14 protein-coding genes are annotated in these 12,343 nt (G+C 73.0%); 7 read left to right on the top strand and 7 right to left on the bottom strand.

Annotated features, from left to right (window positions below):
* Nucleotides 1-73: 73 nt before the first annotated feature.
* Nucleotides 74-487: a TIGR03618 family F420-dependent PPOX class oxidoreductase gene (locus DFP74_RS21690; RefSeq protein ID WP_233571097.1), complete on the bottom strand. Its 414-nt coding sequence runs from the start codon at nt 485-487 to the stop codon at nt 74-76.
* 146 nt (nt 488-633) lie between these two features.
* On the opposite strand from DFP74_RS21690, the gene pip reads away from it, so the two are divergent.
* Nucleotides 634-1,578, top strand: a complete 945-nt coding sequence (gene pip / locus DFP74_RS21685) for a prolyl aminopeptidase (RefSeq protein WP_121184197.1) — start codon at nt 634-636, stop codon at nt 1,576-1,578.
* Nucleotides 1,579-1,634: 56 nt separating this feature from the next.
* On the opposite strand, the gene DFP74_RS21680 is transcribed toward pip, so the two are convergent.
* Nucleotides 1,635-2,288, bottom strand: a complete 654-nt coding sequence (locus tag DFP74_RS21680) for a response regulator transcription factor (RefSeq protein ID WP_121188420.1) — start codon at nt 2,286-2,288, stop codon at nt 1,635-1,637.
* The gene (locus DFP74_RS21675; protein WP_233571096.1) at nt 2,288-3,280 is read right to left on the bottom strand and encodes a sensor histidine kinase; all 993 of its coding nucleotides are present in this window, start codon (nt 3,278-3,280) and stop codon (nt 2,288-2,290) included. The genes DFP74_RS21680 and DFP74_RS21675 overlap by 1 nt, the downstream gene beginning before the upstream one ends.
* Nucleotides 3,281-3,618: 338 nt before the next feature.
* Here DFP74_RS21675 and DFP74_RS21670 point away from each other — a divergent pair, with 338 nt between their 5' ends.
* Both DFP74_RS21670 and DFP74_RS21665 read left to right on the top strand, forming a co-directional pair.
* Nucleotides 3,619-3,960, top strand: coding sequence for an SHOCT domain-containing protein (locus DFP74_RS21670; protein ID WP_121184195.1), 342 nt, complete (start codon nt 3,619-3,621; stop codon nt 3,958-3,960).
* 167 nt (nt 3,961-4,127) lie between these two features.
* On the top strand, nt 4,128-5,114 hold the full coding sequence (locus DFP74_RS21665) for an adenosine deaminase (RefSeq protein WP_121184193.1): 987 nt from the start codon (nt 4,128-4,130) through the stop codon (nt 5,112-5,114).
* A gap of 58 nt (nt 5,115-5,172) precedes the next feature.
* Here the strand turns inward: DFP74_RS21665 and DFP74_RS21660 are convergent, their stop codons facing one another.
* The 3 genes from DFP74_RS21660 to DFP74_RS21650 form a co-directional block, all read right to left on the bottom strand.
* On the bottom strand, nt 5,173-6,150 hold the full coding sequence (locus tag DFP74_RS21660; RefSeq protein ID WP_370013415.1) for a DUF2332 family protein: 978 nt from the start codon (nt 6,148-6,150) through the stop codon (nt 5,173-5,175).
* A gap of 87 nt (nt 6,151-6,237) precedes the next feature.
* Nucleotides 6,238-6,876 (bottom strand): DJ-1/PfpI family protein, encoded by a 639-nt coding sequence (locus DFP74_RS21655; protein ID WP_121184189.1) that lies wholly within the window; start codon nt 6,874-6,876, stop codon nt 6,238-6,240.
* The gene (locus DFP74_RS21650; protein WP_121188419.1) at nt 6,876-7,877 is read right to left on the bottom strand and encodes a GlxA family transcriptional regulator; all 1,002 of its coding nucleotides are present in this window, start codon (nt 7,875-7,877) and stop codon (nt 6,876-6,878) included. The genes DFP74_RS21655 and DFP74_RS21650 overlap by 1 nt, the downstream gene beginning before the upstream one ends.
* 512 nt (nt 7,878-8,389) lie before the next feature.
* Here DFP74_RS21650 and DFP74_RS21645 point away from each other — a divergent pair.
* From DFP74_RS21645 to DFP74_RS21630, 4 genes are all read left to right on the top strand, one after another.
* Nucleotides 8,390-8,635 (top strand): hypothetical protein, encoded by a 246-nt coding sequence (locus tag DFP74_RS21645; protein WP_147453899.1) that lies wholly within the window; start codon nt 8,390-8,392, stop codon nt 8,633-8,635.
* A gap of 326 nt (nt 8,636-8,961) precedes the next feature.
* Nucleotides 8,962-9,639 (top strand): ABC transporter ATP-binding protein, encoded by a 678-nt coding sequence (locus DFP74_RS21640; protein ID WP_121184186.1) that lies wholly within the window; start codon nt 8,962-8,964, stop codon nt 9,637-9,639.
* Nucleotides 9,640-9,726: 87 nt separating this feature from the next.
* Nucleotides 9,727-10,197, top strand: a complete 471-nt coding sequence (gene soxR / locus DFP74_RS21635; RefSeq protein ID WP_121184184.1) for a redox-sensitive transcriptional activator SoxR — start codon at nt 9,727-9,729, stop codon at nt 10,195-10,197.
* A 532-nt stretch (nt 10,198-10,729) separates the two neighbouring features.
* The gene (locus tag DFP74_RS21630; RefSeq protein WP_121184181.1) at nt 10,730-11,713 is read left to right on the top strand and encodes a hypothetical protein; all 984 of its coding nucleotides are present in this window, start codon (nt 10,730-10,732) and stop codon (nt 11,711-11,713) included.
* 67 nt (nt 11,714-11,780) lie between these two features.
* Here DFP74_RS21630 and rnhA read toward each other — a convergent pair whose 3' ends face one another.
* Nucleotides 11,781-12,254 (bottom strand): ribonuclease HI, encoded by a 474-nt coding sequence (gene rnhA / locus DFP74_RS21625; RefSeq protein ID WP_121184179.1) that lies wholly within the window; start codon nt 12,252-12,254, stop codon nt 11,781-11,783.
* Nucleotides 12,255-12,343 lie beyond the last annotated feature (89 nt).

Below are 12,343 nucleotides of genomic sequence, written 5' to 3'. Positions count from 1 at the left end.
CGACCACTCTGGCCCCACCTCCCGGAGAGCAGGGCTCTCCCACGACCACGCACCCCGCCCCGCCGTCGCAGAGCTAGGCCGGCTCCCCGGCCGGGCGCACATTGCCCATCACCCGCTCCACACCGATCCGGATCACCACCCGGTCCGGATTGGGGCGCGGCTGCCGATAACGCAGGGCGTACAGCCGCTCGGCCTCGGCCACCTCCGCCGGGTCCGACACCACCCGCGCGGGCCCCTCCAGCGTCGACCACCAACGCCCGTCGACCTGGCACACCGACACCCGCGTCCCCGGCCGCGCCGCCAGGTTCACCGCCTTGTAACTCGTCGCGGACGTGATCACCCGCACCACGTGCTCACGCGGGTCATAGGTCGCCCCCACCGGCACCTGGTGCACACTCCCATCAGGGCGCGGCCCGGCCAGCGTGCACAGGTGGCGCGCACGCCAAAACTCCAGGAAGGGATCATCGGGGTTCTCGGACACAGGCACCTCACCTGACTCGCGGCCATCGTTCCAGCTCACAAGCCTAGGCCCGCCCCTTTCACCCAACGCACCGGCCACCCCGGCCACACCTTGCCCCCGACTCCCGGTAAGATTCCCCACCCCCACCCGGCCCTCCCACACCAGGACCCACCATGAGCACACCCCACGCCTACGGCACCCTGCCCGTCACCGACGGCCACACCCTGTACTGGCAGGCCCACGGCAACCCCGACGGCCGCCCCGCCCTGGTCCTGCACGGCGGCCCCGGCGCCGCCGCCACCCCCGGCTGGACCACCTTCTTCGACACCACCCGCTACCGCGTCATCCTGCTCGACCAGCGCGGCAGTGGACGCAGCACCCCCGACGCCGCCGACCCCACCGCCGACCTGACCACCAACACCACCCGGCACCTGGTCGCCGACATCGAAGCGCTGCGCCACCACCTGGGCATCGACACCTGGCTGGTCCTGGGCGGCTCCTGGGGCACCACCCTGGCCCTGGCCTACGCCCTCACCCACCCCGAACCCGTGCGCGCCATGGTGCTGTTCGCCCTGACCACCACCACACCCCGCGAAGTCACCTGGATCACCCACGACATGCGCCGCGTCTTCCCCGAACAGTGGGAGCGCTTCGCCGCCGCGGCCGGCCCGGGCGCCGACCCCCGCGACCTGTCCAGCGCCTACGCCCGCCTCCTGGCCGACCCCGACCCCCAGGTGCGCTTCGACGCCGCCCGCGCCTGGTGTGAGTGGGAGGACACCCACGTCTCGGCCACCCCCGGGTTCACCCCCAACGCGCGCTTCACCGACCCGGCCTTTCGCATGACCTTCGCCCGCCTGGTCACCCACTACTGGTCCCACGCCGCGTTCCTGCCCCCCGGCCACCTGCTCGCCCACGCCCCCGACCTGGCCCACATCCCCGCCACCCTGGTCCACGGACGCCTGGACATCAGCGGCCCCGCCGACATCGCCTACGACCTCGCCACCGCCTGGCCCGGCGCCGAACTGGTCATCGTCGAAGGAGCCGGACACAGCGCCGGCACCATCACCCTGCACAGTGCCACCCGCGCCGCCACCGACCGCTACGCCGACCTGCCCTGACCACCACCGCCCACCAGACGCCCGCCCCGCACCGGCAACGCCCGCGCGCGGCCACGTCACCGCACCAGACCCGCCCGGAACGCGAACACCACCAACTGCGCCCGATCACGCGCCCCCAACTTCACCATCGACCGGCTCACATGCGTACGCGCCGTCGCCGGAGAGACCACCAACCGCCCCGCGATCTCCTCATTGCTCAACCCCTCACCCACCAACCCCACCACCTCGCGCTCACGCCCGGTCAACGACGCCAACCGCGGAACCTCCCCCCGCACCGGACTGCGCGAGGTGAACGCCGCCACCACCCGCCGCGTCACCGACGGCGACAACAACGCCTCCCCCCGAGCGGCCACCCGCACCGCCTCCAACATCTGCGCCGGATCGGAGTCCTTGATCAAGAACCCCGACGCCCCCGCCCGCAACGCCTCGAACACGTACTCGTCCAACTCGAACGTGGTCAGCACCACCACCCGGGTCCCCGACAACGCCTCGTCCGCGCTGATGCGCCGCAACGCCTCCAACCCGTCCATCACCGGCATGCGCACATCCATCAACACCACCTCGGGCCGCACCCGCCGCACCAACGCCAGCGCCTGGGCCCCATCACACGCCTCCCCCACCAACTCCACGTCATCCTCGGCCTCCAACAGCACCCGCAACCCCATCCGCACCAGCGCCTGGTCGTCGGCGACCACCACCCGCACCACCATCACCGCTCACCCGCCAACGGCAGCACGGCCTCCACTTCGAAACCACCCGTGGCCACCGGCCCCACCCGCAACCGGCCCCCCACCGCGCGCGCCCGCTCACGCATCCCCGCGATCCCCGACCCCTCACGCACCACACCCGCACCGCAACCCTCATCACGCACCCGCACCACCAGCTCACCCTCCCCAAAGACCACACCCACCCGCACCGGCACATCACCGGCGTGGCGCACCACGTTCGTCAACGCCTCCTGCACGATCCGCAGCGCCGCATGGTCCACCGCACCGGGCACCTGCACCGGCTCGCCCTCCCACACCACCTCGACCCCGCGCCCGGCCGAACGCAACTCCTGCACCAACGACTCCACCCGACCCAACCCCGCCAGGGGCGCCCGCTCGACCCCGTCCTGCCCACGAAAGACCGCCAACGTCCCGCGCAGTTCCTCCAACGCGGCCCGACTGCTGTCCCGGATCGCCTCCAACGCCACCGCGGCCTGCTCCGGCCGCCGATCCACCACATGCAAAGCCACACCCGCCTGCATACTGATCACCGACAGGCTGTGCCCCACCAGGTCGTGCACCTCACGCGCGATCCGCAACCGCTCCTCGAACCGGTGCCGCTGCACCTCCTCGGCCTCGGCGCGCCGCCGCGACTCCCGGCGCGAGCGCACGAACACCCCCGCACCCGCCGGCACCGCCATCGACCCCACCGCCAAAACCACCGCCACCGCCGCACCACCATCGGCCCACCCCCACCACGGCCGCCCCACCTGCGAGACCAACCCCACCGCGACCACCAAAGGGCCCACCCACACAACGAACCGGCCCGGCGCCATCCGGATCCCGGCCGAGAACACCACCAGCGCCGACATCACCAGCACCGGACCCGGCCCCGCCCCCCAGGCCAAGAACACGCCCGTGCCCACCGCGGCCGCCACCACCGCGGCCACCGGCCACACCCGCCGCACCGCCACCGCCACCACCAGCACGGCCACACCCGCCCACACACCCCAGGGCAGCACCACCGACTCCCAGACCACACCCGGACCCGGCCCTGGCGCCGACTCCCATGGACCCCGGTGCCCGCGCCAGGCCGGCTGCCCGCGCGCCACCACCACCGCCACCAGGCCCAACACCACACCCAGGACCAGATCCCAGGCCACCACCAGACCCCGACTTCCACTCCACGACTCACGCACACCCCGACCCTAGGCCGCACACCCCCCGCCCGGCCTCCCCCGCACGGCGTAGCCCCGCTACGCACCCGTGCGTACACCCACAGCCGCCCCCGGGGCGACGCGCGCGACCCTGCCCCGCCCGCACAGTGAGGACCATGGACACCATCACCGCAGCCGCGACCGCGGCCACCACCGGCCCGCCCTGGCACGGCGGACCGCCACCCTTCGCACCGATCCTGGGAGCCCTCATGTTCTGCCTGCTCATCGCCCTGGCCCTGGGCGCGCTGTTCTTCACCGTGATGCGCCGCCGCCACGGCGGACCCCCGCCCTGGGCCCGCACCCACGGCGCCGCCCCGCCCACCTCACCCGAAGACGACGCCCGCCGCACCCTGGCCGACCGCTTCGCCAAGGGCGACCTGACGGTCGAGGAATTCATGGAACGCGCCAGCGCCCTGAACTGGACCCCCGGCACCGACGAAGGACCCCGCCGCCGCTGACCACCACCGCAGACCGCGGGGGCCGCACCCCACACCGGGTGCGGCCCCCTTCGCGTGCGCGAGCCCACCCGGTGCCGCGCCCCACACCACACCCCACACCGGCCGCCCCACGCGCCCCCATCAGCGACAATGGCCACACCCCGACGAGAAAGGCACACCCCACACCCATGCCCATCCCCAAAGCCGAACTCCACCTGCACATCGAAGGCACCCTGGAGCCCGAACTCGCCTTCACCCTGGCCGAGCGCAACGGCATCACCCTGCCCTACACCGACGTCGACGCCCTACGCCAGGCCTACTCCTTCACCGACCTGCAGTCCTTCCTCGACCTCTACTACGAGCTCATGGACGTGCTGCGCACCCCACGCGACTTCACCGACCTGGCCGAGGCCTACCTCACCCGCGCCGCCGCCCAGGGCGTCCGCCACGCCGAGATCTTCTTCGACCCCCAGGCCCACACCAGCCGCGGCATCGCCCTGGACACCGTCATCGAAGGCCTCACCGCCGCCCTGGACACCAGCCTGGCCCGCCACGACATCTCCACCGCCCTCATCCTGTGCTTCCTACGCGACCGCCCCGCGCGCGAAGCCATGCACACACTGGACCAGGCCCGCCCCCACCTGGACCACATCACCGCCGTAGGACTGGACTCCGCCGAAGTCGGCCACCCGCCCTCCAAGTTCACCGAAGTCTTCGCCGCCGCCCGCGACATGGGCCTGCGCTGCGTGGCCCACGCCGGCGAGGAAGGCCCCGCCTCCTACATCTGGCAGGCCCTGGACCTGCTCAAGGTCGAACGCGTCGACCACGGCATCCGCGCCCTGGACGACCCCGCCCTCCTACAGCGCCTGGCCACCGACCAGACCCCCCTGACGGTGTGCCCCCTGTCCAACGTGCGCCTGCGCGCCGTCGACCACATGGCCCACCACCCCCTGCCCGCCCTGATGGACGCCGGCCTGCTCGTGACCGTCAACTCCGACGACCCCTCCTACTTCGGCGGCTACGTCCACGACAACTACCAGGCCCTGCACACCCACCTGGGCCTGGACACCCAGCGACTGCGCCAACTCGCCCGCAACTCCTTCACCGCCGCCTTCCTCGACACCGACCGCAAGAACGCCCTCATCGCCCAGGTCGACGCCCACCCCGGCTGGTGACACACCACGGGCCCCACCCCCACCAAAGGGGGGAGGGGCCCGCGGCCCGGCACGATCCTCAACCGGACCAGGTCACACTCTCACCGCGCTCACCGCCATAACCCACCACACGCCCGTCCAACGCCAACGTCAAATCGGTCGCCACCGGCGGCCGCACCCGCGGCCACCCCGGCAGGCACTGCCACGCCTCATCGACCACCCAGTGCCCCAGCACCCGGTCCATCGCCCCCACGAACGCCGACACCTTCGCCGCGGGCAACCACGACAACACACCGCTGTGCATCACCACCACCGTCGCCGACGCCGGCGCGCGCCGCACCACCGCCTGCACCTGCTCCACCAGGTCACCGGCCACCAGCAACGGCGGATCGGCCGCCACCACCCGCACCGCGCCCATCAACCGCTCGGTGCGCTCACGCTCACCCGCACCCGGACGCACCAGCGAGGCCATCCACCGCACGTCCTCCTCCACACCCACATCCAACGGGTGCGTGTCGATGCCCGCACGCCAGACCACCTCCGGCACCCGCCCGGGCACCGGAACCCGCCCCGACGTCGCACACTCCAACAGCACCTCGCCATCGGCCGGGCCGATCGGCGCCGCCCCGTCGAAGGAGTACCGGTACCGGTCCGGGTACAGGCACAACCCCGCCGACGCCCCGACCTCCACCAACGCCAACGGCCCCTGCAAGGACGCCAGCACCGGCAGCATGCTCGCCAGACGCCCCACCTCACCGGTCCGGGCGCTGCGCCGCAGCACCACCGCCCTCACCGGCTCCCAGTGCTCCACCAACCACGGGCGAAACTCCGCCCACGACCCCACAGGGCCGCCCAGGAAACGCACCGCTCCCAACAACAGCTCCGGTGCGCGCTTGTCACCCTCAGGCAACGCGCACACCAGCTCCATCACCACCCCGTCCCGAACCAGGGCACGCGCGATCTCCGCATAGGCCGGCGAGGACCCCTGCTCGCAGTGGGCGGCGAAGGCCTCGTACTGTCCAACGACAGCCTCCGCCTCAACGCCGATCTCGGCCACATGCTCCACGCGGTTCCGCCTCTCCTCATCACACCTGGACCCTGCACACACTCCCCGGCACGGTCCGGCGCCCAAGAGGGGGACCGACTACGGCCGTAGCACCGCATCCGCCTGGCCGCGCAGGAAATCAACGACCTCGGCCGGCGCACCGGCGGGCGACCCCGCCCCGAAAGGAGGCTGCGGGTCGTACTCGATGCCCAGCTGTACCGTCTCGGCCACCATGCGCCCTGCCAGGCGCCCGGTCAACTCCAACGCCATGTCGATGCCCGCGCTCACCCCCGCCGCGCTCACGTACTTGCCGTCGAAGACCACCCGCCGCGGCTCGGCCCTGGCACCCCACTCACCCAGCTGGTCCACCGCCAACCAGTGCGTGGTCGCCGCCCGCCCCCGCAACAACCCCGCCGCCGCCAGGATCAACGACCCCGTGCACACCGACGTCGTCCACGTGCTGGTCTCATCCACCGCCCGCACCCACTCCTGCACGGGCCCGCCCGCCATGTGGTGGACCTGGCCCGGACCTCCCGGCACCACCACGACCTCGGCCCGATCGACCTCCGCCAAGGCGGCCTCGGCGACCATGCGCGCCGACCCCACATGGTCAAGGACCGGCCCGCGACGCTCACCCACCAACACCACCTCCACGCCCGGCACGGCGCTGAACACCTGGTAGGGACCCACCGCGTCCAACACCGTGAACCCCTCGAACAACACGATCGCCACCCGCATCAACCCACACCCCTCTCAGATCGAACACTTTCGAACACCCCGGCCGCGCCTGACACACCCGGACCGAACCGCTGCCGGTACTGGGCCGGCGAACACCCCAGCGCCCGCACGAACGCCCGCCGCATCGCCTCCGCAGTGCCGTATCCACACCGCCTGGCCACCGCCGCCACCGACGCCTCACCCTCCACCAGCACCCGCCGAGCCGTCTCCAACCGCACCCGCTCCACATACCGGCCCGGGCTCACCCCCACCTGCTCGGCGAACACCCGTGCGAACTGGCGCGGCGACAACCCCGCCCGCCGCGCCAACACCTCCACCCGCAGATCCCGCCCCGGATGCTGCGCGATCCAGTGCTGCACCTCACGCACCGCCGGACGCTGCGCCGTCTGCGCCGCCAGATGGGTGGAGAACTGCGCCTGGTCACCGGGCCGCCGCAGGAACACCACCAGGTGCCGCGCCACCGCCAACGCCACCTGCCGCCCCACGTCCTCCTCCACCAAAGCCAACGCCAGATCGATGCCCGCGCTCACCCCCGCCGAGGTGCACACCGCGCCCTCGCGCACGAAGATCGGCTCCGAGAGCACCCGCACCCGCGGATACTCCCGCGCCAGACGCCCGCAGTGCGCCCAGTGCGTGGTGGCCGAGCGCCCGTCCAACAAACCCGCCTCGGCCAGCCAGAACGTGCCCGTGCACACCCCCGCCACCCGCCCCGCCCGCGGCGCCGCCCGCGCCAGCCACGCCACGAACTCCGGATCCATCTCCCGGGTGCCCTCACCGCCGGGCACCACCAGGGTGTCGATGCGCCCCACGGTGCGCAGGTCCGCCTGCGGCACCAGCCCCAACCCGCTGGAGGCGGTGACCGCACCGCCCCCCAGCGAGGCGGTGCGCACCCGGTAGGCGGCCCCCGGCGCCCGCGCAGCACCGGTGAAGACCTCCAGCGGACCCGTCACGTCCAGGCTCTGCACGCCCTCGAACAGGGCGACGACGACCTCGTGGCTCATGCCCTCATCCTCAGCCGCCGCGCCCGACGGCCACAAGGTCGCACACCCCACCTTTCCTGCCACCCTTGACCTCAACTAACGTTCAGGTCAAAGGATGGAGGGACCACTCACCCCGAGGACACCGCCATGTACCTGGTCACCGACCCCGAACACCCCATCAGCCGCCTGGTCCTGCGCGCCCTGCACACCCGCCACTGCCCCACACTCACCACCTGCCCCAGCAACCCCACACACCTCACCGCCACCTTCCTCACCTGCACCAACCCCCACACCACCCCCGCGCCCGCACTCCTGGCCGCCCTCACCCACCACGTCGTCTACCTCACCACCACCCCACCCCCGACCCCCTCCACGACCTCATCACCCACCACACCCCCACCTGGACCCTCCTACGCCCCGGCCCACCCGCCACCGACGCCCTGCGCTGGGCCCCACTCCTGCGCACCGGCCGCCTCCCCCGGCCCCGCACCGACGCGCCCCGCCCCCTGGTCCACGAAGCCGACATCGCCGACGTGGCCGTGGCCGCCCTCACCCACCCCGAACTCCACACCCGCCGCACCTACCACCTCACCGGCCCCCACCACCTCACCGAAGCCGACCAGATCCGCATCCTCGCCCAGGTCCTGGCCCTGCCCGCCCCACCCGGCCCCCACCGCGCAACCGCCCACGAACCCACCACCGCCATTGAACGCGTCCTGGGCCGGCCCGCCCGCTCCTTCCGCCAGTGGACCGCCGACCACGCCGCCGAACTGCGCTGACCCACCCCCGCCCCCACCACGGGGCCGACCATGCAAGGCGGGACACCGGACACCACGCCGGCCGGGCCGGGCCCCGCAACGCCCGGGCCCCGAAGCGTCGGCCGGCGAAAGCGCCTCACCCCAGCGCGATGAGCGCACACACCCCGCCACGGGCCGCGTCCGCACCGCCCGCCACACCCCGCTCCCACCCTCACGGCACCCGCCCCGCCCACGCACCCACCGGCCCCGCCCACAACACGCCGACAAGACCCGAACACATCACCAGAACTCTCAGCCCCGCGCGACAATCCCAGGCAGGTGACGACCACACACACGAACGGACACCCGTGAGGCTCTCAGACCGCGGCCGACTCCGCCGCGCACCGCACACCACACCCGCCGCCCCGCCCCTGATCGAGCTGCGCGACGTGTCCCTCACCCACGACCACACCACCCTGGTCCACCACCTCGACCTCACCGTCCACGAGAACGAACACGTCGCCCTCCTGGGCCTGACCACCACCGCCACCACCGCCCTGGCCCACGCACTCACCGGACGCACACCCCCCACCCACGGCCACATCACCGCCCACACCCCCACCCAGCACTTCACCCCCCACCCCCACCACACCCTCGCCCAAGCCATCACGGGCCACCCCAACCCCTCACCCTTGGACCCCCACCTGCCCCCCACCCTGACCGCCACCGGCCTGGACCCCCGCGACCTGCACACACCCCTGTCCCGCCTGGACCACCGCCTGCGCACCCACATCCACCACGCCCGCACCCTCTACGCCCTGCGCACCGGCACCCGCCTGTTCATCCACACCACCGACCCCGCACCCACCCGCACCCCCCACACCGGCCACCTCCTCCTCACCCCCCACCCCACCCACGCCCGCACCGCCGACCGCATCCTGCTCCTGGCCCAGGGCCGCGTCACCGAAACAGGCACCCACCGCCAACTCCTGCTGCGCGGCGGCGCCTACGCACGCCTGTACGCCCTGCACCGCCACACCGCCTGAACCCGCCCGCCGGCCCGAGCACCACCCGCTCCCACGGCGCGACACCCCACACTCCAGAGGGCGCCCAACGCGCCCTAGGATGAACACGTGTCACCCATCACCAAGGAACTCACCGTCGGCCAGGTCGCCGAACGCGCGGGCGTAGCCGTCTCCGCCCTGCACTTCTACGAACGCCAGGGCCTCATCCACAGCCGCCGCACCGCCGGCAACCAACGCCGCTACCGCCGCGACACCCTGCGCCGCGTCTCCTTCATCCGCATCTCCCAACGCGTGGGCCTGCCCCTGGCACGCATCCGCCAGGCCCTGGACGCCCTGCCCGACAACCGCACCCCCACCCCCCGCGACTGGGCACGCGTGTCCGAGCAGTGGCGCGACGAACTCGACACCCGCATCGCCCAGCTCATCCGCCTGCGCGACGACCTCACCGACTGCATCGGCTGCGGCTGCCTGTCCCTGGACACCTGCACCCTGTCCAACCCCGACGACGAACTCGCCGCCTCCGGCACCGGTCCCCGCCGCCTGATGGTCGACACCCTCAAGGCCGAAGACCACACCTGAGCCGTGCCCCGCGCGGCATCGCGGGCTCGCGGCCGCCGCCTCTCCCAGCGCCTTCGCGCTCGTGCGGCACCACCAGGGTGAACGTCGCGCCTCGCCTTGCGGGACAGGGCCCGGCGGCCGCGACCTCATTCGAAAGCCCGCGGAAGAACACGGCCCAAGGCCGTGCCCTAGCGGGGCCGCCGGGTCCGCGTCGCGCCTGCGCGCTCGTGGAGCACGAGCGGGCGCGACTTCGCACCTCGCCGCGCGCCAGGCGGCACTACGACCGTGAGCCCATCCCACCGCAGGACACGTCCGGGGCCGCCCCGGCGCCGGGGGAGCGACCCACGCGCCCCCGCGCACCGGCAAGGCTGCGCGCGCCACCGCCCGAACCCCTGGGCGCACCCGCACAGGGCACCGCCGCCCCCACCACGAAGCCCCACCCACCAGGCCGCCACCGGCCAAGGCCCCGAGCGCGCCCGAATCCCTCCCCAGAGGGACCCCCACCCCTCTGCGGAGGGAAGACCCCGCACCCGCGCACCGGCACCCTGGCACCATGACCGCCACCCGCACCCCCGCCCCGGCCACAACCCACCACGTCGCCACCCTCACCACCGTCTGGGCAGCCCTCTACGGCCTCCTGCGCCTGTACTGGACCCTCACCGACACCCGACCCCGCCTACCACCCGTCGGCGACGACCTCATCGCCTTCTCCGACTGGCCCATCATCGCCCTGGCCGCCACCACCATCACCCTGACCACCGCACTGACCCGCCCCACACCATCCCTGCCCGCCCGCGCCCTGCTCGGCGCCGCCTGGGCCACCGCCGCACTCATCACCCTCAGCGCCGTCCTGCTCCTGCTCGACGTCGTCTCCCTGCTCCTGCTCAACACCTCCGGCATCCCCTTCTCACCCGCCGCCATGGCCGCCCGCCTGGGCGCCCTGGCCATGGCCCTGGGCCTGGCCCACACCGCCCGCCGCGCCCACCGCCGCTGGATCGCCGACTGTGCCCACTGCGGCCGCACCCCCCGCACCCGCCCAGCACCCCAGAGCACACCCGCCTGGGCCTACGCCGCCGCCTACACCGCCATCGCCGGCTGCCTGACCCGCGTACTCGTCCAACTCCCCTTCGGCGAGCAGTCGCCCATGACCCCCACCGACTCGACCGAACACGCCATCGCCGCCACCGGGCTGCTCCTGCTCCTGGGCGGATCCGGCGTCCTGCTCCCCCTGGCCCTGGTCCACGCCTTCGGACGCACCTGGCCCCGCTGGATCCCCTCCCTGGCCGGGCGCCGCGTCCCGCGCCCGCTCGTCCTGGGCCCCGCCCTCTTCGCCACCGTGGGCATGAACGCCTACTTCGGCATGAACCTGGCCGGACTGCTCCTCGAAGGACCCGACGTCTACGGCGGCGGCTTCCCCGACTGGTTCTGGTGGGCCGCGATCGGCTCCTACCTCGTCTGGGGCCTGGGCCTGGCCGCCGCCACCGTGTTCTTCGCCCGCCGCACCCGCCCGGCCTGCGACCACTGCCACCGCCACTGACCCCGCACACACCAGTGGCGGCGACCCCCTGGCCGCCGCCACCCGCACCTACACCCGCCGTGCCCGCTCAGAGCCCGGCGGCCTCGTCCCTGCCCCGCCGCGCCAGCTCGTCCGCGCGCTCGTTGCCCTCATCGCCGCTGTGCCCGCGCACCCAGCGCCACTCCACCTCATAGCGCGCCGACACCTCCTCCAGGCGCTGCCACAGGTCCACGTTCTTGACCGGCTTCTTGTCGGCCGTACGCCACCCGCGCCGCTTCCAGTTCGCCACCCACGTCGTGATGCCGTTGCGCACGTAGGAGGAGTCGGTGTGCACCAGCACCGGCAGCGGCCGCTTCAGGCTCTCCAACGCCTGGATGGCCGCCATCAACTCCATCCGGTTGTTGGTCGTCTGCGCCTCACCGCCGTACATCTCCCGCTCGTGGTCGCCATAGCGAAGCCACACACCCCACCCTCCCGGGCCGGGGTTGCCGCTGCACGCCCCATCGGTGTAGATGACCACCTTCTGTTCCGGCTGCCCGCCGGCCTCGTCCCCGTTGTGCATGCGCCGAAATCTACCGCCCCCGGCCCCCACCACAGGACACCACCCACCTCCAACAGAGCCAAAACACAGACCAATCCCCACAATCGGAC

The sequence above is a fragment of the Nocardiopsis sp. Huas11 genome (assembly GCF_003634495.1).
Lineage (GTDB): Bacteria > Actinomycetota > Actinomycetes > Streptosporangiales > Streptosporangiaceae > Nocardiopsis.
The sequence above is the reverse complement of the archived record's forward strand: the minus strand, read 5'-3'. Positions and strand labels throughout refer to the sequence as shown.

Excerpts from the sequence above, each read along its gene's own strand:
- rnhA (WP_121184179.1), bottom strand. The coding sequence starts at position 12,254 with ATGCACAACGGGGACGAGGCCGGCGGGCAGCCGGAACAGAAGGTGGTC.
- DFP74_RS21650 (WP_121188419.1), bottom strand. The coding sequence starts at position 7,877 with ATGAGCCACGAGGTCGTCGTCGCCCTGTTCGAGGGCGTGCAGAGCCTG.
- pip (WP_121184197.1), top strand. The coding sequence starts at position 634 with ATGAGCACACCCCACGCCTACGGCACCCTGCCCGTCACCGACGGCCAC.
- DFP74_RS21680 (WP_121188420.1), bottom strand. The coding sequence starts at position 2,288 with ATGGTGGTGCGGGTGGTGGTCGCCGACGACCAGGCGCTGGTGCGGATG.
- DFP74_RS21630 (WP_121184181.1), top strand. The coding sequence starts at position 10,730 with ATGACCGCCACCCGCACCCCCGCCCCGGCCACAACCCACCACGTCGCC.
- DFP74_RS21655 (WP_121184189.1), bottom strand. The coding sequence starts at position 6,876 with ATGCGGGTGGCGATCGTGTTGTTCGAGGGGTTCACGGTGTTGGACGCG.
- DFP74_RS21665 (WP_121184193.1), top strand. The coding sequence starts at position 4,128 with ATGCCCATCCCCAAAGCCGAACTCCACCTGCACATCGAAGGCACCCTG.
- DFP74_RS21670 (WP_121184195.1), top strand. The coding sequence starts at position 3,619 with ATGGACACCATCACCGCAGCCGCGACCGCGGCCACCACCGGCCCGCCC.